The sequence below is a fragment of the Streptococcus sp. P25B114 genome (genome assembly GCF_053010325.1).
Window position 1 is genome coordinate 48,080 of the sequence record NZ_JBRKNW010000006.1, and the last position, 21,905, is coordinate 69,984.

Annotated in this window: 13 protein-coding genes; 2 read left to right on the forward strand and 11 right to left on the reverse strand. The window is 44.1% G+C overall.

Features of this window, described 5'->3' with window-relative positions:
* Positions 1–70 precede the first annotated feature (70 nt).
* On the reverse strand, positions 71–3,643 hold the full coding sequence (rpoB, locus tag ACVC7T_RS04265) for a DNA-directed RNA polymerase subunit beta (protein ID WP_447262544.1): 3,573 nt from the start codon (positions 3,641–3,643) through the stop codon (positions 71–73).
* A 348-nt stretch (positions 3,644–3,991) separates the two neighbouring features.
* Positions 3,992–6,412 (reverse strand): penicillin-binding protein PBP1B, encoded by a 2,421-nt coding sequence (gene pbp1b / locus ACVC7T_RS04270; RefSeq protein WP_447262545.1) that lies wholly within the window; start codon positions 6,410–6,412, stop codon positions 3,992–3,994.
* A 95-nt stretch (positions 6,413–6,507) separates the two neighbouring features.
* On the opposite strand from pbp1b, the gene tyrS reads away from it, so the two are divergent.
* On the forward strand, positions 6,508–7,764 hold the full coding sequence (gene tyrS, locus ACVC7T_RS04275; protein ID WP_447262546.1) for a tyrosine--tRNA ligase: 1,257 nt from the start codon (positions 6,508–6,510) through the stop codon (positions 7,762–7,764).
* Between the two features lie 56 nt (positions 7,765–7,820).
* Entirely contained in the window at positions 7,821–8,198 is a 378-nt protein-coding gene (locus ACVC7T_RS04280; protein ID WP_105123025.1) for an HIT family protein, read from the forward strand.
* A gap of 26 nt (positions 8,199–8,224) precedes the next feature.
* Here the strand turns inward: ACVC7T_RS04280 and ACVC7T_RS04285 are convergent, their stop codons facing one another.
* The 9 genes from ACVC7T_RS04285 to ACVC7T_RS04325 form a co-directional block, all read right to left on the reverse strand.
* Positions 8,225–8,434, reverse strand: a complete 210-nt coding sequence (locus ACVC7T_RS04285; protein WP_105123026.1) for a heavy-metal-associated domain-containing protein — start codon at positions 8,432–8,434, stop codon at positions 8,225–8,227.
* A 77-nt stretch (positions 8,435–8,511) separates the two neighbouring features.
* The gene (locus ACVC7T_RS04290; RefSeq protein WP_172059138.1) at positions 8,512–8,982 is read right to left on the reverse strand and encodes a CopY/TcrY family copper transport repressor; all 471 of its coding nucleotides are present in this window, start codon (positions 8,980–8,982) and stop codon (positions 8,512–8,514) included.
* 98 nt (positions 8,983–9,080) lie between these two features.
* Complete coding sequence (locus ACVC7T_RS04295) at positions 9,081–10,589, reverse strand: metal ABC transporter solute-binding protein, Zn/Mn family (RefSeq protein ID WP_447262547.1); 1,509 nt, start codon at positions 10,587–10,589, stop codon at positions 9,081–9,083.
* Positions 10,590–10,597: 8 nt separating this feature from the next.
* Complete coding sequence (locus tag ACVC7T_RS04300; protein ID WP_105161009.1) at positions 10,598–11,410, reverse strand: metal ABC transporter permease; 813 nt, start codon at positions 11,408–11,410, stop codon at positions 10,598–10,600.
* On the reverse strand, positions 11,403–12,113 hold the full coding sequence (locus ACVC7T_RS04305; RefSeq protein ID WP_105161010.1) for a metal ABC transporter ATP-binding protein: 711 nt from the start codon (positions 12,111–12,113) through the stop codon (positions 11,403–11,405). Before ACVC7T_RS04305 ends, ACVC7T_RS04300 begins: the two co-directional genes overlap by 8 nt.
* Entirely contained in the window at positions 12,113–12,556 is a 444-nt protein-coding gene (locus tag ACVC7T_RS04310) for a zinc-dependent MarR family transcriptional regulator (RefSeq protein ID WP_447262548.1), read from the reverse strand. The genes ACVC7T_RS04305 and ACVC7T_RS04310 overlap by 1 nt, the downstream gene beginning before the upstream one ends.
* A 230-nt stretch (positions 12,557–12,786) precedes the next feature.
* A complete protein-coding gene (locus tag ACVC7T_RS04315; protein ID WP_447262549.1) occupies positions 12,787–13,050 on the reverse strand; it encodes a hypothetical protein in 264 nt (87 codons plus the stop codon).
* Between the two features lie 71 nt (positions 13,051–13,121).
* A complete protein-coding gene (gene tkt / locus ACVC7T_RS04320) occupies positions 13,122–15,092 on the reverse strand; it encodes a transketolase (protein ID WP_447262550.1) in 1,971 nt (656 codons plus the stop codon).
* 305 nt (positions 15,093–15,397) lie between these two features.
* Positions 15,398–21,853, reverse strand: a complete 6,456-nt coding sequence (locus ACVC7T_RS04325; RefSeq protein ID WP_447262551.1) for a pullulanase — start codon at positions 21,851–21,853, stop codon at positions 15,398–15,400.
* Between the last annotated feature and the right edge of the window lie 52 nt (positions 21,854–21,905).

The window sequence follows — 21,905 nt, forward strand, 5'->3', positions numbered from 1 at the left end:
GCACCAGACAGACTAGGCGATCCCAGTTGATACAAGATCAAGCAAGGACCTCCCCTAGTCTCCTATCTGATTATTCTTTGTCTTCTGCTTCTTCTGCTGCAAAGGCTGCCGCTGCGTCAGCTGCTGCTTTTGCACGTGCTTTTTCAAGATCATCTACGTGGATGATATCATCATCTTCACCTTCATCAAGGTCACGCAATTCTACTTCGTTATCATCTTCATCAAGGACACGCATATCCAAACCAAGTGATTGCAATTCTTTGACAAGAACGCGGAATGATTCTGGAACGCCTGGTTTTGGAATTGGTTTGCCTTTTGTGATGGCTTCATAGGCTTTCAGACGGCCTGTCACATCATCTGACTTGTAGGTCAAGATTTCTTGTAGGACGTTTGAAGCACCGTAGGCTTCAAGGGCCCAAACCTCCATCTCACCGAAACGCTGACCACCAAACTGGGCCTTACCTCCGAGTGGCTGTTGGGTAACGAGTGAGTATGGTCCGACTGAGCGGGCATGAAGTTTATCATCAACCATGTGGTGAAGCTTGATCATGTACATGACACCGACAGACACACGGTTATCAAATGGCTCACCGGTACGTCCATCGTAAAGAATGGTCTTGGCATCTGAATCCATACCCGCTTCTTTAACGGTTGACCAAAGGTCTTCTGAACTTGCACCATCGAAAACTGGTGTTGCAATGTGGATACCCAAGTTACGAGCCGCCATACCCAAGTGAAGTTCCATAACCTGACCGATGTTCATACGAGATGGCACCCCGAGTGGGTTCAACATGATATCAACTGGCGTTCCATCTGGAAGATATGGCATATCTTCAACCGGTACAATACGTGAAACGACACCCTTGTTACCGTGACGACCGGCCATCTTATCTCCGACCTTGATCTTACGTTTTTGAGCGATGTAGACACGAACCAGCATGTTAACACCTGATTGCAATTCATCACCGTTGGCACGAGTAAAGATTTTCACATCACGAACGACACCATCGGCACCGTGAGGTACACGAAGAGAGGTGTCACGCACTTCACGTGACTTGTCACCGAAGATTGCATGCAAGAGGCGCTCTTCAGCAGAAAGATCTTTTTCACCCTTAGGTGTGACCTTACCAACAAGAATATCACCTTCTTTAACTTCCGCACCGATACGTATGATACCCATTTCATCCAACTGACGAAGGGCATCCTCACCAACGTTTGGAATTTCGCGTGTGATTTCTTCAGGGCCTAACTTGGTATCGCGGGTTTCTGATTCGTATTCTTCCAAGTGAACAGATGTATAGACATCTTCTTTCACCAGACGCTCAGACATGATAACCGCATCCTCGAAGTTATAACCTTCCCACGTCATGTAGGCAACGATTGGGTTTTGACCGAGGGCCATTTCCCCACGTTCCATAGAAGGACCATCTGCGATAAAGTCGCCTTTTTCAACGACATCGCCTACTTTTACAAGGGTACGTTGGTTATAAGCTGTACCAGAGTTTGAACGGCGGAATTTCTGAATGCTGTAAACATCCAAAGAGCCATCTTCACGACGAACCTCAACCTTGTCTGCATCCGCGTAAACAACCTTACCATCGTGTTGAGCAATAACCGCAGCACCTGAGTCATGGGCAGCCTGATACTCCATACCAGTACCAACGTAAGGTGCTTTTGGATCAATCAATGGAACAGCCTGACGTTGCATGTTGGCACCCATGAGGGCACGGTTGGAGTCATCGTTTTCCAAGAAAGGAATACATGCTGTCGCAACAGCAACTACCTGTTTCGGTGAAACGTCCATGAAGTCCGCTGAATCTGCTGGGAACTCTTGGTTATTACCTTGGTGACGTCCCATAACGATTTTATCAACGAAACGGTTGTTTTCATCAAGTGGTGATGTTGATTGGGCTACGATGTAGGCATCTTCTTCATCTGCTGTCAACCAAACGATTTCGTTGGTAACAGTACCAGTTGCACGGTCGATCTTGCGGTATGGTGTTTGGATGAAACCATACTTGTTGAGGTGACCATAAGAAGACAAGTTGTTGATCAAACCGATGTTTGGTCCCTCAGGCGTTTCAATCGGACACATACGGCCATAGTGAGTGTAGTGAACATCTCGAACCTCATAACCAGCGCGGTCACGGGTCAAACCACCAGGTCCCAAGGCTGACAAACGGCGTTTGTGAGACAACTCGGAAAGTGGGTTGTGTTGGTCCATGAACTGTGACAACTGAGATGAACCAAAGAATTCTTTGATTGCAGCTGTAACAGGGCGGATATTGATGATTTGTTGTGGCGTCAATACTTCATTGTCTTGAACAGACATACGCTCACGCAAGTTACGTTCCATACGCGTCAAACCGATACGTACTTGGTTGGCAAGCAATTCACCAACGGCACGAATACGACGGTTACCCAAGTGGTCAATATCATCTACACGACCAAGACCTTCAGCCAAGTTGAGGAAGTAGCTCATCTCTGCCAAGATATCCGCAGGTGTTACTGTACGTACGTTTTCCGCCGGATTAGCATTACCAATCACAGTGACTACACGATCTGGATCTTTTGGTGCCACAATCTTGAATTTCTGCAAAAGAACTGGCTCAAGAAGAACAGCGTTGTCATTTGGAATGTATTCAACAAGGTTGAGTTCGTCGAATTGAGCTTCTACTTTTTCAAGCACATCACGGCTCAAGACTGTACCTGCTTCCAAGACGATTTCGCCTGTCTCACCGTTAATCACATGCTCAGCAAGTGTTTGGTTGAGCAAACGAGTACGGAGGTTGAGTTTTTTATTAATCTTGTAACGACCAACAGGTGCTAGGTCGTAACGACGTGGGTCAAAGAAACGAGCTGTCAAAAGGCTACGAGAGCTTTCAGCTGTCTTTGGTTCTCCTGGACGAAGACGCTCATAGATTTCCTTGAGGGCTTCATCTGTACGTGAATCCGCTGGATTTTTATGAATATCTTTCTCAATAGTGTTGCGTACCAATTCGCTATCACCAAAAATATCGAAGATTTCATCATCACCTGAGAAACCAAGAGCACGCACAAGCGTTGTGAACGGAATCTTACGCGTACGGTCGATACGAGTATAGGCAATATCCTTAGAATCAGTTTCCAATTCTAACCAAGCTCCACGGTTAGGGATAACCGTTGAACCATAACCTACTTTACCGTTCTTATCTACTTTGTCATTAAAGTAAACACCCGGTGAACGCACCAACTGAGAAACGATGATACGCTCTGCACCGTTGATGATGAAGGTACCCATTTCAGTCATGATTGGGAATTCGCCAAAGAAAACTTCCTGGGTCTTGATTTCACCCGTTTCCTTGTTGACCAAGCGGAATGTCACATAGATAGGCGCAGAATAGTTGGCATCGTGCGAACGTGCCTCTTCCAAAGTGTATTTTGGAGTCTTCAATTCGTAGCCAACAAATTCCAATTCCATGGTATCTGTGAAGTTTGATACTGGAAGTACATCTTCAAAGACTTCCTTCAAACCAGAATCCAAGAAATCTTTGAAAGAATCTGTCTGGATTTCGATCAAATTTGGTAAATCAAGAACTTCCTTGATTCTTGAAAAACTACGACGGGTACGGTGCTTACCGTACTGAACTTCATGTCCTGCCAAAAGTTTTCTCCTTTGTAATAAGATACTAAGCCGTAAGCAACTCAAAGAAAAATAGGAAACACGACGACGGAGGCAAGCCTCCGAGGAGGTGTTTATCTTTTTTCACAGAGTTGTAAGCGAGTTCAATTATCAGCCAATAAGCTGGCTCCATTCATCCTTTTTCTGAATATTTAGAATCTTTAAGAATACATTACAATTCCTAAAAATCCATCAAATAGACACAAAAAGAGCAGCTAAATCTTCCTTTGAAAAGTGTGATTTAACTGCTGCAAGTCTTGTTTGGACAAGATTTCAAACAAGACAGACGACAAATTATTTATAAGATTATAACACAAGACCGCTTGAAAATCAAGGATTATCTTCTTCACCAGAGTCCGAGCTTGGTTCGGAATCTTCATCATTATTATTTGCTGAGGATGATGAGCTCGAACTGCTAGAAGAACCTGTCCTGCTGTTACTGCTTGAGGAGGTCGTCCTACGCTGCTGGTTGCCAAACAAACTATTCCAAGCTGTCTGATAATCAGCCTCTGTTCCACCTAACATAAATCGATAGTTGGTCACCGGCGCCCCATTTTTGGCCCAATAACTAGTCGTAGTAGCACCTGATACGTTAATCGTACGGCCATTGACCTGCACACTACCTGGCCGTTGCCCAGTAGAGGTGACTACATTAGATGCAATCACACTATCATCCAGTGTAAATCGTCCAGAGAATAATTCCGGTGCCACTTGATAGATGGCATTGGACAAATAAGCAACATAGTGAGAATTGCTATTATAGCTTGCAAAAACATCCAAACTTGTATTATCATCATAGCCTGCCCAGGAGCCCAAGGTAACCTGAGGGGTCGAAAGCATGAGCCAAGCATCTCCAGCGTAATTACTCGTACCAGTCTTGCCAGCTATATCTGTATTGGCCAATACTTGAGGGTTGATAGCCCTGATACGGTTTGCATAGGTTGTGGTCAAGCCAGAGGAAATAACCCCCTTGAGCAGGTTCATCATGATACTCGAAGTTGCCTTAGAGTAAACCTGAACAGGTGCCGCCTGGTGCTGGTAAACAACTGTCCCATCAGCCTTCTTGATATTCTCAACCAGATAATGCTTGTTGTAGACGCCGCCGTTTGCCAAGGTTTGATAGGCGTTGGTATTGGTAGCTACAGAAACATCAATCCCTCCTCCGAGAGGCAGACTTTCAATGTCATACATCGGAATGTGGTAATCCATCTTCTCCATATAGGACTTGACATCCACACCAGACTGTTGCAGCAGCTTATAGGTCCAGAAGACAGGTATATTGACCGAGCGATTGAGAGCAGTCTGCAAATCAATCATACCTGAACCTCGGTTATTGACGTTCATGATTTGCTCGCCACTGGAGAAACGAGCTGGGTAATCTGAGAAGATACTAGCCGATCCGATTAGGCCCTGGTCCATAGCAATACCGTAGGCCAAAATAGGCTTAATGGTTGATGCGGGAGAACGAACAGTATCGAAAGCATGATTGTTCTTGTTCTGTGAAAAATCACGGCCACCAACAAAGCCAAGCACTGCACCTGTCTTGTTATCTAGCAAGACCGAACCAGTCTCTACAACTCCGTTTCCTTCATCCAGCAAGTAGCCATTGTCACGCGCTACAGCATTCATGGCATTGTGAATGGCAGGATTGACCGTAGAAGTGACGGTATAGCCCCCTTGGCTAATTTCTTGGGCGGCAAGCTCTCTGTATTCCTGAACGGTCTCATCATTTTTCAGCTTGGCATCTGAAACCTTATCCCGCTCCACCAGATAATCATACATGACGTCAATGGCTTCATCCAGAACAGCATAGTATAGAAAATCCTTGGTATCCTCTGTTACCGGACTAGGAGGAAGGAAGTCCTGGCGAATATCATAATCCTTATAGGTCTCGTACTCTTCCTTGGTCAGAAATTCTGCTCGGTACATATTATAGAGTACATCTTGGTGTCGAGCCAGGCCGTAAGACATATACTCATCCGACTTGAGACTACCGTCTGCCGCATAGGGCGAGTAGACAATGGGACTCTGTGGCAAACCAGCAATAAAGGCCGCCTGAGGAACCGTTAATTCCTTGGTTGATTTTCCGAAAATTCCCCGCGCCGCTTCTTCTACACCGGCAATATTCTTGCCCTGATTATTTCGACCAAAAGGCGAGACATTGAGATAAGTAGTCAAAATATCTTCCTTGGACATGTCCCGCTCCAGAGCCAAGGCGGTGATAATTTCATTGGCCTTACGTGTAAAAGTCGGAGCGTCGCCAACAATCTGCTGCTTAATCAACTGCTGAGTAATAGTCGAACCACCGCTGGAAGAACCAAAACCAACCGAGCCCAGAGCCGCACGCAATACCGCCTTAGGCACAACACCATTGTGGCTCTCAAAGGTGACATCCTCCGTAGCAATCACGGCCTGCTTTATATAGTCAGAAATATCTGCATTTTCAATAGGGCTCCGCAACAAGTCTGAATTGATATCTGCTACAGGAGAGCCATCCGAAAAGACAATATGAGAATTTCTGCTGATATTGGCGATATTGGACAGCAGCTCTTCCTTACTAGGTGCCTCTACTTGGTCAAATAGGCTAAAGACATAGCCAACTCCAACCCCGGCACCCAGACTGCCCAAGACTAGGAAAATGACCGCCAAATAATCCACCAATAATTTGATGCTTCTTAACAAGATGCCCAATCCATTGGTCAGGCTAAAAGAAGCCATCATTGTTTTGAATTTAGAATGTTTCGTCGTCATAGTAACTCCTTATTCCTTTTATTATACCAAACTTTGCCCACTTTCTACAATTTCATGGTATAATAGGGGGAAATTTTAAAAGGAGAAAGCCTCATATGAATATTTTTGAAGAACTAAAAGCTCGTGGCTTGGTCTTTCAAACGACAGACGAAGAAGCCTTGGTAAAAGCATTAACAGAAGGACAGGTTTCTTATTACACAGGCTACGATCCAACAGCAGATAGTTTACACTTGGGGCACTTGGTTGCAATTTTAACCAGCCGTCGCTTGCAGTTAGCAGGCCACAAGCCTTACGCCCTAGTTGGCGGTGCAACTGGTCTGATTGGCGACCCTTCCTTCAAGGATGCGGAGCGCAGCTTGCAAACCAAAGACACCGTGGACGGTTGGGTGACAAAAATTCAAGGTCAACTCTCTCGCTTCTTGGATTTTGAAAATGGTGACAACAAGGCCGAAATGGTCAACAACTACGACTGGTTCTCAGACATCAGCTTTATTGACTTCCTTCGTGATGTCGGTAAATACTACACGGTCAACTACATGATGAGCAAAGACTCTGTGAAAAAACGGATTGAAACAGGGATTTCCTACACCGAGTTTGCCTACCAAATCATGCAGGGCTATGACTTCTACGAACTCAATGACAAGCACAATGTCACCCTGCAAATCGGTGGCTCTGACCAGTGGGGCAACATGACAGCAGGTACTGAATTGCTTCGCCGTAAGGCTGACAAGTCTGCTCACGTTATGACTGTACCACTTATCACCGACTCGACAGGTAAGAAATTTGGTAAGTCTGAAGGCAACGCTGTTTGGTTGGATGCCGACAAGACTTCTCCGTATGAAATGTACCAATTCTGGCTCAATGTCATGGACGACGATGCTGTCCGTTTCTTGAAAATCTTTACTTTCTTGTCATTAGATGAGATCGCTGAAATCGAGAAACAATTTGACGCTGCCCGTCATGAACGCCTAGCTCAGAAGATTTTGGCTAAGGAAGTCGTGACATTGGTCCACGGTGAAGAGGCTTATAACCAAGCCCTTAACATTACTGAACAATTATTCGCTGGCAATATCAAAAACCTATCCGCAAAAGAACTCAAGCAGGGCCTCAGCAACGTTCCAAACTACGCTGTACAGGCTGAAGACAACCTTAACATCGTTGAACTTCTAGTTACCTCTGGTATTGTCAATTCAAAACGCCAAGCTCGTGAGGATGTGCAAAATGGTGCCATTTATGTCAACGGCGAGCGTGTGCAGAACTTGGAGTATAGCCTTTCTGACAGCGATAAAATTGACGGCGAGTTGACCGTTATCCGCCGCGGGAAGAAAAAATATTCTGTGTTGACGTATTAACATCTCCCAAGGAAATCCTATGTGATTTCCTTTTCTGCTAACCTAGGAGAAAAGACATGACCTGCATTTTTTGCCACCAGCTCAAAGAAGAAGATATTCTCTACCAGACGGAATATTTCAAGGTCGTCTGGGATATTGACCCTGTCCAAACGGGGCATCTACTGATTATCAGCAAAGACCACTATGACACGCTCAGCCAAGTCCCACCTGTTGTTCGCTACGAATTATCGGACTTGGAAGTCTTTTTGACTGAAAAACTCTGTCAGGAATTAGCGATTGACGGTGTGACCATAGCTTGCAATGACCGCTTGTTTGACACTGGTACCCATTTCCATGTCCACCTGATTCCACGCTTTCAATCAGATGGCTTCTGGGACCAGATTTCGCTTGCGCAAGTACAACTAGACCTGACTCACTTTCTTCAAGCGTTATAAAAGCAGCCCGACGGCTGCTTTTTCGCTTATATCAACTCTTCCACTTCATAGATGGTATCGTCCAAGGCCACTTGATAGCCTTCCAAGTCATAGGCCACAGAGGTTTCCACCTCCGCCAACTGCTGATCCAGCTGGATGTGCACCTCTTCCACCCCGTCCAAATCTAAGAGATGATTGGTCACGTGTTTGACACAATTTTGACAAGATAAATTTTTCAATTTCAAAGTTTGCTTCATATTCTTTCTCCTTTTTTATACTCCATGAAAATCAGATTCAGACTAGGCGACGCAGATGCAGATAGAACTGAAGTTCATCAAGTCAAGTCAACAACGTCTGAGGTTGATTTTCGAAGAGTATGATGATGCCCACAGGTACATTGACCCGCCAAGCATTGACATGCGATTTGCTCAGGTGCAGCCTTTTGTAGTTGGGCTATTTTGCTAGCTAGTTGTTCAAGGCTTTTTTGGGAAAATGTCCCTGTGTCTAGCAAATTTTCAACCAGTTGACCTTGTTTAGTGGAACAGATGGTAGCTAGTAAAAGTTCCACCTGACTCTGCAAATGTACCTCTTCACTGATGATAGGATAATAATGGTACTTGCTGGTTTCCTTAGCCATTCTCAGATAGTTTTTCTTCCGCAGACGACCTAAAAGTGTCTTAATGGTCGTTGCCTGCCAGTCAAAACCCTCCTGCAAGGCCTGAATAATTTCCTGTGAAGTCGCACCAGGATGGGCCCACAGAACCCGCATGACCTGCCACTCCGCAGCAGAAATCATCTGCTCCATAAACTCACCTCCCAACAATCATTTTCTAATTTTAGTTTACACTTGTAGTCAGAAAATGTCAAGAAAAAGGACTGAACATTCCGTTCAGCCTTATTTTCTTAGTGAGCCAGCATTTCCTGACCGATTTCCAAACCAGTCAAACCAACTGGATAATAGGTCGGCCAGTTTTCCAATTCTTCCAATAGTTTTTCTTGGCTCTCTCCACCAAAATAGATATGGAAGTGACCTGTCTTAACAGGGGCAATATTGTGGTCACTGAATTGCACATACTTGTAATCACCAGCATTTGGATCCGTTGCTTCAAACAAGAAACGAACACCACGGTTACCTTTTTTATAAGTCAAAATTTCATAACCCACGTACTTATAAGTATACTTGTAAGACTTGTCTCCCACTACAAACTCCATAGTATTATCAGTAATGTTGATTTGATCAACGTTTGTCTTGTAACCTGTGTCGTAGTATGCCTTATACTCTTCAGCTGTCATATCACCTTTAATTTTCGCCTTGTAATCCCAAACTTGATCAAGCGTACCATCGAGCAAATATGGGTAAACAGACTGCCACTCCCCGGCATAATCTGACAAAGTCCGGTCTTTTACCGCAGAATCTTCAAAATAACCATTGTAAACCGTCTGAGCCGTTTCCGCACCCTCTTCTGGCAAGATCTCTACACCAGCTTGGCTGGTTGTTTTTTCCAAAGCCGCCAAGTTTGCTTCCATGATGGAAATATAATCCTCACCACTATCCATAGCTTCTGTCGTCACACTCTCAAGCGTATCCAAAACATCCAGTTCCACGCCAGTTTCTTTTGCCAAGGTTTCCGCTACTGCTGAAGACGCATTCTCTTCAAAATAGATATACTTGATACCGTAGGTCTTGATATACTCGGTCAATTCCGCCAAACGAGTTGCCGTAGGCTCTTGGTCTGCAGAGACACCTGTGATCGACACTTGGTGCAAACCATAATCCAAAGCCAAATAAGCAAAGGCAGTATGCTGGGTGACAAAATATTTTTGCTTAGCAGCTGACAAGGTTTCTGTATATTGAGAATGCAGAGCTTCTAGCTTTTCAATATAGGCTGCTGCATTTTCTTCAAAAACAGCTTTTTTCTCAGGATACTGGGCAATCAAACCATCCCGAATGGTTTCTACCAAGGTAATGGAACGCTCTGGTGACAACCAAACATGTGGGTCATATGCATGGTTATGTTCTTCCCCTTCAGCATGGTCATGTTCTTCTTCCTCGCTACCAGGCAAGAGCAACATTTCCTCCGTCGCCTTGATAACACCAACCGCTTCAGTATCAATACTGTCTAAAACATCTGGCACCCAAGTTTCCATATTTTCATTTTCATAGACAAAGGTATCCGCTTCTTGAATCAAAGCGATATCTTTAGCAGACGGCTCAAAGTCATGAACTTCTGTACCCGCTTCAATCAAAAGATCAACTGTTCCTTCCTCACCCACAACCTGCTTGGTAAACTCATATACTGGATAAAAAGTGGTCACGATATTCAACTCATCATCCTGAGAAGCTGTGCTATTACCGCAGGCCGACAAGGCGAAGAACGATAAACCCAAACCTAAAAGAGCTAATTTTTTCATAATTCCTCCTATTTTTTAAACTTGGCTACTAGATTCACCAATAAGAAAATACTAATAAAAATCAAGGTAATGCTGGCACTTGCAGGTGTTTCAGCATAATAAGATGTCAGCAAACCAGTGACCATTCCAAAGAAGCCAATCAACATCCCGAACACAATCACCGACTTGAAATTTTTTCCTAAACGAAGCGCAATGGCTGCAGGTAAGACCATGATGGTCGATACCAAGAGGGCACCAGCCGCAGGAATCATCAGGGCAATGGCGACACCTGTCACCACATTAAATGCAATCGACATGGCACGTACTGGTAAACCGTCCACAAAAGCCGTATCCTCATCAAAAGTCAAGATATACATAGGACGTAGGAAGAGAAGGGTCAACAAGATAACCGCAACTGCAATGCCAAACAAAGCCCAGACCTGTTCCTGGCTAATAGTGACAATCGATCCAAATAGGTATTGATCTAAACTCAAACTCGACTTACCGCCAGACTTATTCATAACAATAAGGGAAATAGCCAGACCTGTAGACATCAAGATTGCCGTACCGATTTCCATAAAGTTCTTGTAAATCGTACGCAAGTATTCAAGAAAGACTGCTGCCACAATCACAACAAGTAAGGTGGACACAGTCGGAGAAATCCCCAAAACCAAACCAAACGCCACACCTGCTAAGGAAACGTGACTAAGGGTATCTGACATCAAACTCTGTCTTCTGAGAATGAGAAAAACACCCAGGATTGGCGAAAACAAACTCATAGCAATAATTGCCAAAAAAGCCCGCTGCATGAAATCATACTGGAAAATAGACAGATCAAACATGGCCAACCTCCGTGTCTAGTTCCGCATCATGAACATTGAAACAACGCCAAGGTGAAGCCTGGTCACGAACCAAGTGAATATTACGATCTGCATACCGACTCAACTCATCAGGATCATGAGTAATCATCAAAACAGCCTTTCCATGCTTCTTAGCAGAATGGTGCATTAACTTATAAAAAGCATCTTTAGTGCCACTATCCATTCCAGTAGTTGGCTCATCTAGGATGAAAATATCCGGATCAGATGCAAACATCCGAGCAATGACAGCCCGTTGCTTTTGTCCACCGCTCAGTGACCCCAGTTTTTTATCTCGATGCTCCCACATACCAACCGAATCCAAACTCTTCTTCACATGTTCCTCATCGTGAGCCGTCAACCGTCTAAACCAACCCTGCCTTGGGTAACGCCCCGAACGAACAAATTCCAAAACAGTACTTGGAAAACCAGCATTAAAACTAGCAATCTGCTGCGGCAGATAAGCCATACGTAACTTTTTCCCCTTGGTGCTTTTTTCAGAAATAGTCACCTGACCAATTTTTGGTTTCAAAATCCCCAGGGTCGCCTTGATCAAGGTAGACTTGGCAGCCCCATTTTCACCCGTCAAGGTCACAAACTCCCCACTATCCAAGTGATAATGGATGTGCTCTAGGACCGGCTCCTTGTCATAATAGAAGGACAAATCCTCCACTGTGATGTATCTCATTATTTTTTAATCTTCTCCACTAAATCCTGCATAAAGCGAACAATCAATTCTTGCTCATCAGCCGTGTAACCCTTTAGCAAGTCCTCGTAAGCCTCTAATGTGTGGGTATGATGGTGGGCATGCTCCGCCGCAATGGGACGAGCCAGGTCCGTCAGACTAAAGCGAACAACACGGCCATCCTTGCTATCCCGCACTGCCTCCAAGAGACCTTGCGCAACCAAAGACTTGGTGGCCTTGGTCACTGCAGCCTGACTGATATTGAGCTGCTTGGCAATCTCAGTATTGGTATAAGCATTCTTTTCAATCAACATGAGGATATGCTCCTGGGTATTGGTCAACTTGACCGAGCTCTGGCAATTACCAACTAGAATCTCCAGTTGATTTTCCGAACTCAGGACAATCTCATGCAAACATTTTTCAATTTCTAACGCAATCGGATTCATTTTATTTCCTTAACCTTTTAATTAACTTGTTAAGTATATCATATAAAAAAAGAAAAAACAAGAAAATAAGTCATATTTTCAGAAAAAGGCAAACCTCTGACTAAGAGCAGCTTGGACATAGGGCGACCAAGGTCCGTACCAACCCTATGCCGTAAGGTATTTTTCTATTCAAATAGCAAAACAGGCACAACTGGCAACCTCGCACAGACATACCGAGATATTTACAAGATTCACTTTCTCAGCTTTAAGAGAAATACCAGAGGGGCAAAGAGAAAGAGGGACGGGAAGGCGATTTTTTCTGCCAAGGCATTTTTAGGTATCTTTTCATACAAATCATCCGTGATAAACGAAAAGGCCAGCCAACAGAAAAATAAGTAGATGGCACCTAGAAAATTAGGCCAAGCAAGCAGACCATCCCAAAGCAAACTTAGGCCAACCCCAAACAACATCCCACCGATGACAAAGGCCAAAAAATCAAATTTCAAAGATTTCATAACAGCTCCTTTTGTTTATAGTATAACACAAAACAGCCCCTCGGCGAAGGGCTGTTCCTAGTTAATCTATCTTACAACTCATTAACCAATTTCACGACGTTTTCAACGGTGAAGCCATAGTTGTCAATAACTGTTTGGGCTGGAGCTGAAGCACCGAATGTGTCGATACCAAGAACTTTACCGTCAAGACCGACATACTTGTACCAACCTTGAGTTGCACCCATTTCAATTGCCAAGCGACGACGGATGGCATTTGGAAGGATTTCTTCCTTGTAGGCAGCATCTTGTGCATCGAAGAGTTCAGTTGATGGCACAGAAACCACACGCACCTTAGTGCCTGCTGCATCTAGTTCTTTGGCAGCTTTTACAGCCAAGTTAACTTCAGAACCTGATGCAATCAAAATAGTGTCAAAGCCTTCTGTATCGTAGACAACGTAGGCACCTTTGGCAACCTTATCAAAGTCTGTTCCTTCTTCCACTGTCAAGTTTTGACGAGTGAGAACAAGGGCAGACGGAGTAGACTTGCTTGTCAATGACAAGTACCAAGCTGCTTGTGTTTCACGCGCATCTGCTGGACGGAAAACGTTGAGGTTTGGCATTGCACGAAGACCAGCCAAATGCTCGATTGGTTCGTGGGTTGGTCCATCTTCACCAACTGCGATTGAGTCGTGGGTAAAGACGTAGGTCACTGGCAATCCTTGCAGAGCTGACAAGCGTACCGCCGCCTTGACGTAGTCTGAGAATACAAAGAATGTACCACCAAAGACACGAAGTCCGCCATGAGCTGCCATACCATTCAAGATAGTACCCATAGCAAATTCACGCACACCGAATTGGATGTTGCGATTGAGCGGATTAACAGAGTCTTGAAGTCCTTCCCCCTTAATGACAGTCATATTTGAGTGTGCCAAGTCAGCTGAACCACCAAAGAAATTTGGTAATACAGTCGCTGCTGCGTTGATAGCGTCTTGTGATGAGTTACGAGTGGCTTGTGAAAATCCATTTTCATAAACTGGGAAGTCTTCTGGCTTGAGCTCTGCCAATTCACGGCCTTCCAAGATAGCTGTCACTTCATCTGCCAATTCTGGATAAGCAGCCTTGTAGTCTTCAACCAATTTAACCCAAGCGTCGTAAGCTGCTGCACCACGATCAGCCACATTTTCTTTGAAGTCAGCGTAGACTTCTTCTGGAATCTCAAATGGAGCATAGTTCCAATCCAAGGCCTTGCGAGTTGCTTCTGCTTCATCTGGTCCAAGTGGAGCACCATGAGCCGCATTGCTACCAGCCTTGTTTGGTGAACCATAACCAATCACTGTCTTGATTTCAATCAGAGATGGCTTGCCTGCTGTTTTTGCTTTTTCAATGGCCGCAAAAATCGTATCCACATCTGTACCATCGGTCACAAGGTCTGTATGCCAACCGTAGGCATCGTAGCGAGCACGGACATTTTCCGTAAAGGCATCCTTGGTCTCACCGTCCAAGTTAATATCGTTTGAATCGTAAAGAACGATGAGTTTTTCAAGCTTCTGAAGACCTGCGTATGACGCTGCCTCAGCTGAAACACCTTCCATGAGGTCGCCGTCTCCACAGATAACATAGGTATAGTGGTCAAAAATTGGGAAACCGTCGCGATTGTACTTAGCCGCCAAGTAACGCTCTGCCTGCGCAAAACCTGTTGCAGTTGAAATACCTTGTCCAAGCGGACCAGTTGTCGCATCGACACCTGTTGTATGACCAAATTCTGGGTGACCAGGTGTTTTTGACCCCCATTGACGGAAACTCTTGATTTCATCTATTGTGACATCTTCAAATCCTGACAAATGAAGGAGGCCATAAAGAAGCATGGAGCCATGGCCAGCTGATAAGATGAAACGGTCGCGGTTAATCCAGTTTGGTTGCGCTGGATTGACACGAAGTTCTTTAGTAAAGAGGCTGTAAGCCATTGGGGCTGCACCCATAACGATGCCAGGGTGACCTGATTTCGATTTCTCAATGGCATCAATACCAAGGAAACGAATCGCATTGACTGAAAGATTTGACATGTTTTTCTCCTTTTATAAAGTCATGTTTTCATTATACCATAAAGCGTTTTCTATGTCTGTCACAATATTCTTGTTTCTATATAACGAAATTTTTTGAGAGGAGGGGAATCAATAAATGTATGAAAGAAATTACAATTTTTGAGATCTAAAATCCAAGTAAATTCTTCATTAAAAAACGCATAAAATCAGTATGTCACTTGAACCGTTGATTCTATGCGTTTTATAATGTGGTCTATCTCAATAATTTTGCTACATTTTTAGTTTTTACCAAAAACTGTAAAAACTATTGTTACGACCGAAGAATACTATTCTTCTAATTTTTTGTTTCTTCCTTGTGCAGCAACTGTCAAACCAAGTCCAGCAAGTCCGAGGCCTAGAAGTGCCAAATCACTTTGTCGGTCACCTGTAGCTGGTAGGCTTTCTTTGTTTGATGCACTTGTGGTTTGTTCAGACACTTGAGCTATTGGAGTAGAAAGACTTGGTTTTTCTACTGTTTCCTTAGCCTCCATACTACCCTTAACAACAATCCGTGCCTCACCATCTACTACTGTTTCAGATAACAGATTTGTTGCTACTACCTTGCCGTCAACCAAGACATCTTGATAAACCAAGACTCTCTTACCTGCCTTACCTTCTTGAAGCACATAAGATTGACCTTTTGCGAGAGTTGCATCATAGCGAACTTCCTCTGCAATCGGAAGGACTGTTTCTTCTGTACGTTCTTTTGTAGTAAAGTCTAGACTTGGTTTTTCTTCAGCAGTAGGGGCTGTATCTGGAACTTCTGTAATGATATATGGCAAACGAATCACTGTTGCAGTTAAAGGTGCAAGAACAACTGCGCTATTAGTCAATTCGACACCCACTAAATCAGACAATGCTTCTACACCTGCACGCTCACCATCAACCAGTACTTGACCCTGCAGTAAGTCTTTGTAACTATCAGAAAGAACAAAACTGCGCTCCTTGCTGTCGGCATTGACAAATACTGCATATCGATCACCGTTGCTTGCAATGGTTTGATAGGCAATAACCACATCGTTTGTAGCAATGCCATTTTGACCTGGAATTGAAATCAAGCTAACCTTCTGTTCAACTTCTTCTTTTGTTCCCAAACGGAAGGCATCTGTGGATTTGCGCAAGGCAATCAATCCTTTTGTAAAGGCCTGAGTACGGGTATTCTCTGGATAGAGCGCCTCATCTGTCGCTTTGGTCCAGTCAAACTTGTTGACCGCATCCGATGAATCGTAAGAATCATGGATGTAGTATGGATAGTCAAATGGCGTTCCATCTGCATTGGTCAATAAATGCGCCTTGTTCGGTACCTTGTCCTCTGAAACTGGCTCCTTGTAATCAGGATGGCGGAACTGTTTGGTCCGTCCATACTCCTGACCAGAATGGATAAACGGTGTCCCTTGAGCAGTCAAGACTAGCAAATTACCCAAGCGTTGACGTTGGTGAATTTCAGTATAGTTTGCAGCAACTGACGGATCCTTCTTGATGGACTGAGCGATAATATCAAAGAGGGTCAAGTTATCATGCGCAGCAATATATTGGATCACATCACCTGGATCATCTGCCAAGAAGTTGCCTGGTTGTGCCTTGATGTTATTGAAGACAGATTCTACACTCTTAGCACCGCCTGTGATAAAGGCTGGCTGGCCTTCGTTTGGATAACCAGATTTAAGTGTATTGCGAATGTCATCTGAGAATACCGCAACCGTATCTGTTGAACTCATCCAATCTTGGTCCGCTGGCTGAACAGGTTGATTGGCATCACCTGTAAAGGTTCTCCAACCTTCACCAAGCATAATGATGTTTGGATTGAGTTTTTGTGCCTCGGTAAAGGCCAGCTCAATCGCTTCGGCATCATGGTCACCCATCATATCGAAACGGAAACCATCTACCTTAAACTCATCCACAAGATACTTGATGGAATCAACGAGGACACGGCGACTCATATAATGAGTTGTTCCCAGACGACCACCACCAAAGCTTGATTTAGCCGTACCATCAGCCTCCATGAAGTGATAATAGTTTGGCTCTAAATCTTCAAATAAGAAAGTCTTAGAAGTGTGGTTATAGACCACATCCAAAATCACACCCATGCCTTGTTTGTGAATTTCATTGACCAGGTTTTTAAATTCCTCGATGCGTTTCATTGGATCGGTCGGATCTGTAGAATACATACCAGTAAAAGCAAAGTAGCTCTGTGGATCATAACCCCAGTTGTAGTTGCTGTTGCTTGACGCGTACTCACTCATCCGCTCTGCATTTTTCAATTCATTGACAAAATAGTAGCTCATAACTGGGAGCAGCTGAATATGGGTCACACCTAGGTCTTTGAGGTAGCTGAGACGTTCTGCAAAGGCAGCAAAGGTACCAAACTGAGCAGTCAATTCATCGGAAATAGCAGGATCTGATGTGAAGTCACGAACATGGGCTTCATAGATAATGGCATCTTCACGCTGATTGAAGTTAGGAATTGTGGCATAGTCCAAACCACTTGGACCAACTTCTGATGGATCCACAATCGCAGCTTTTGCAATCCGATAAGATGGATCTGTATCTGCCAAATCACTATTCCACTCCGCTAAAGACTTAGCATATGGATCTAAAACAAGAACAGCTTGATCCCCACGAGTGATTTCATAATGGTAGTAGTAACCACGATAGTCCGCGATACCAAGACCTGATTGACTGTTCAATTCGAGGTTCCATTGTCCCTTATCGCCCTTGGTCATGGCCAATTTCCCGACCACCTTAGATTGGTCATCCTTATCATAAAGAACGACTGCCACACTGTCTGCACTTGGAGACCAGAGAGTCATATCAACGACACTACCAGCCTGACTCACACGCGCACCAAGTTCTCCATCATAAGCATAAAGCTCATCCTTCAACTGCCAGCTCATAGTTGTTGTGAAGCTATCATTGCCATATTTGAGGGTATAGCCCGCATTTTCTTGGTTGAAATCCCCGAGGACTCGCACCTTGTTGCTGGTAAGGTCCAAGACAAGGTCCGTCACAGCAACTGTCTGACCATTCTTATCTGTTACAGACAATTTCTCCAAGATGCTATCCTTATCCGCACCTTCCAATGTTGTGAAGGCTGCTTCTAAGGCTGTTAGGCTAACATGAGAAACGCCTGTTACACGGACATTATTGACAAAATAAGGGTTGGTGTAAATAGTCGCATCATCATCCTTGAGGAAGATTTGTGTCTGATTTTTCAAATCTTTAAAGCTATAATCTTTCTGCTGAATCTTCACATCGTCTCCTGACTTGCTTTCATCCAATAGCAAGAAGCCAATGGAACTTGGTAAATCTGTTAATTTAACATCAATATAGGCACCGTACTTGCCTTGGTTTTCAAAATCAATACCATTTGGCCAGTCACCCAAGGTAAGGTCAGTCACATCACCCCAAATCCAGAGACCTTTCTGATCATAATTACCATCGGTACGGAAGTAATTGATACGGATGTAGCCTTCTTTGAGCGGTTGATAGAGGCTGAGTTGATAATTCTCATCAAACCAGGCTTCATTCATCTTGGTGCTAATCCGTTCAATGGTCTTGTCACCTGTGATGTTATCACCAGAAGTGTTATTAATCAATAGACTAATCTTGCTAGCTGTTTCATCTTTCATCTTGATGTCCAGATAATAGCCATAGTCATCCTGCTTAGCAGTACTGAAATTGGTTGCACCTGTTGGCCAAGCACCAAGATCTGACGATGGTTTTTCGACATCATCCCATGTCCATAACCCTAGGCTAGATAGATTATCAGATGGTAGAGTTTTAAAGTGAACACGGAAGTAACCTGCTTCAATTGGTTCTTCAGTTGCTCCTTGAACACTTGCATTGACGATGTCTCCTGCTTCTGTCTGAAGGAGCATGGTACCACCTTGACCGATAGTTGGAAGTTCTACTTGAACGACCCATTTACCATCTTTCTCGATAGCTTGATAAGATTTTCCTGTGTAGGCATCTGTGACAACTACATCCTGACCAGATACTTCAAGCGCCATTTCCTTGCTCTCGGTATTGGTTGAGAAGACAAGATAGGCAGCTTGATCTTGGTAACTGCGTTTGCTGATAAGCCAACCTTGGCTATCATTTCCAGCAAGGGTGCTTGTATCACCACGTGAGAGCAATGTTGAATTGGCATTACGGAAAGCCAACAATTTTTGGTAATGGTCCTCTATGTCACTTGTCTCTACCTTACTCCAATCGAAATCGTACCGGTTGTCATAAACTGGCCAGTTGTTTTGCCCAGATTGGCCTAATTCTTCACCGTAGTAGATGACTGGCTGACCTTTAGCAGTAATCAAGAGACTAGCAGCCAATTTCAGTTTATCCAGATTTCCTTCTTTTTCTGCGCCACCGAGACTGTAAAGGAAACCATCTTCGTCATGACTACCCAAGAATTGACCCAGAGAAGCTGCGCTAGTAAGAACCTTGCTACGCTCTTCTAGCTCTTTTCCAGCTGCTTTCAGTTGACCATTGACTAAATACTTGGCGATATCCTTGAAGCCAAAGTCCAATAAGCTGTCCATAGTACCGATTCCCAAGTCACCCTTGGTATCTTTATAGTTAGCTCCCCAAGTTTCCCCAATCAAGTGGAAGTCAGGGTCTCTATCCACCAATTCATTTTTGAAATGTTGCCAGGTTGTATCATCAACGTGTTTGACTGTATCGACACGGAAGCCATAGATAGAGTTGCCCTTGGCAGTTGTTGAGCGTTCCAACCAAGATGCCTGCCAAGCAACCAACTGATTGCGAACAGCTGCTTCTTCTGTCTTGAAGTCAGGCAATCCTGCAAGCGAACCGAGCTGGTCATCCCCTTGCTTGTCTTCTTCCTTAGTCCTTACCATACCTGCAAAGGTTTCTTCTGTACCATAGCCAGCATGGTTAAGCACTACGTCAACAATAATATTGATGCCTTTTTCGGCTGCGGCATCAATCAATTCATGGAAATCAGCTAAACTTCCCAAATGTGGATTAAGTTTCTCAAAATTGGATGCCCAATAACCATGGTAAGCATAGTACTCTCCATCTGTTGCGCTACCAACATTCTGTGGAATATTTTCTACAATCGGAGTCAACCAGATAGAATCCACACCCAATTCTTTCAAGTAGTCCAACTTAGCTGTAACTCCTTTGAAGTCACCGCCTTGGTAAAGACCGCGAGGATTGGTCACATCTCCGTCAACCACCTGATCATTGCTAACGTCACCATTGTAGAAACGGTCGGTCATCATAAAGTAGATGACTTGCTCATCCCAGTCTTTTTCACCTTCTGCCTTAATGCGCTCCGTAATGGTCACATCCAATTTTGTTTCGTAGTAACCATTGTCTTTATCATAGACTTTTACAGGAAGACTATATGTCCCTGGCGCTGTGTCAGAAGTTGCCTTAATCGTTACACGATTAAGCTCAGTAGAGATTGGCACAAGACCTCCGCCGATGGCACTTGTATCGACTTCCATTTTGACAATCTCAGCATTTTCAGGGTTGGTGACAGTTACAGATACCAAGCCGCTTTCATTGTAGTTGAATGGTGCTTTCACACTTGCCTCAACAGTTACATTTTTTGTACCCGGAGTAGCTTTACTTGTATCTAATTCTACTTTCTCTTCGATAAAATATGGATTGGTATAAACTTTGTCGTCACCATTTCGAAGGAATATTTGGCTATGCCGTTTACGATCTGCAAAAGCTAAATCAATCGATTTATTGCCAGCAAGATCTGGATTATTCTGATTGATTAGTAGAAATCCAAGCTTAGAATCTAAACCATTTGAAAGAGGAATGTCAACATAAGCACCGTATTTGCCAAGTTTAAAGTCAAGGGCGCCCGTTGGCCAACCATCACTCGCTTCAGTCGTATCTCCCCATGTCCATACACCCCAACCATCGTAATTGCTGTCATCACGTGTATAGTTGATGCGGAGAACATTATCATCCTTGAGTGGCTCATAGCTAGAAACAGTATAATCGCTAGCAATCCAAGCCTCATTTTGTTCCGGAACAAGAAGCTCCACTTTTTGGTCCGATTCTGTTATTTTTTCCCCATCTTTAAGGACCAAATAACCGATTGTGCCTGGTGTCTCAGATTTTTTAATATCAACATAATGGCCGTAGTCATCTACCTGACTGCTTGAAAAATTCGCTGTATCCGTTGGCCATTGATTACCATCGGACGGCTCTGCCACTCCTCCCCAAGTCCACAGTCCTTGGCTCTCTGGCGCTGTTTCATCTACATTTTCAAAGTGCAGACGAATACTGCCTTCTTCAATTGGTGCTTCTGCCGGGGTGGATAATGTAGCTGTTTCTGCTGCAGCTCTTTCTGCCACAGCTGTTTCAGTAGTTGCCAGCGGTTCTGCTGATGCATTATCTACTGTTTCAACAACCTCCGTTACTGCTGGAGTCTCAACTGTTTCTGATACTCCAGTTGAATTTGATGTAGACTCAGTCACCGTTTCTTCTGAACTTGGTGCTGTATCCAAGGCTGTAGGCGTAGTCTCTGCAACTGGGGCTGGCTCAACTGTTTCGACAGGCTGCTCAGAAACATCGGTTATAATAGCTTCCACAGGAGTAGCCACTTCCTCAGCATGAACTGTTTGACCAGGTCCAGACATTAAAAAGGCTGTCGCTATACCGACGGACGCAACTCCTATCGTAAACTTACGAATTCCGAAAATAACTTTTTTTTCAAACATTGGTGATTTTTTTACTAAACGCAAACGTTTTCTATTCATGCCGTACTCCTTTGGTATGTATAATATGATAATAGTATATAAAAAATATTTT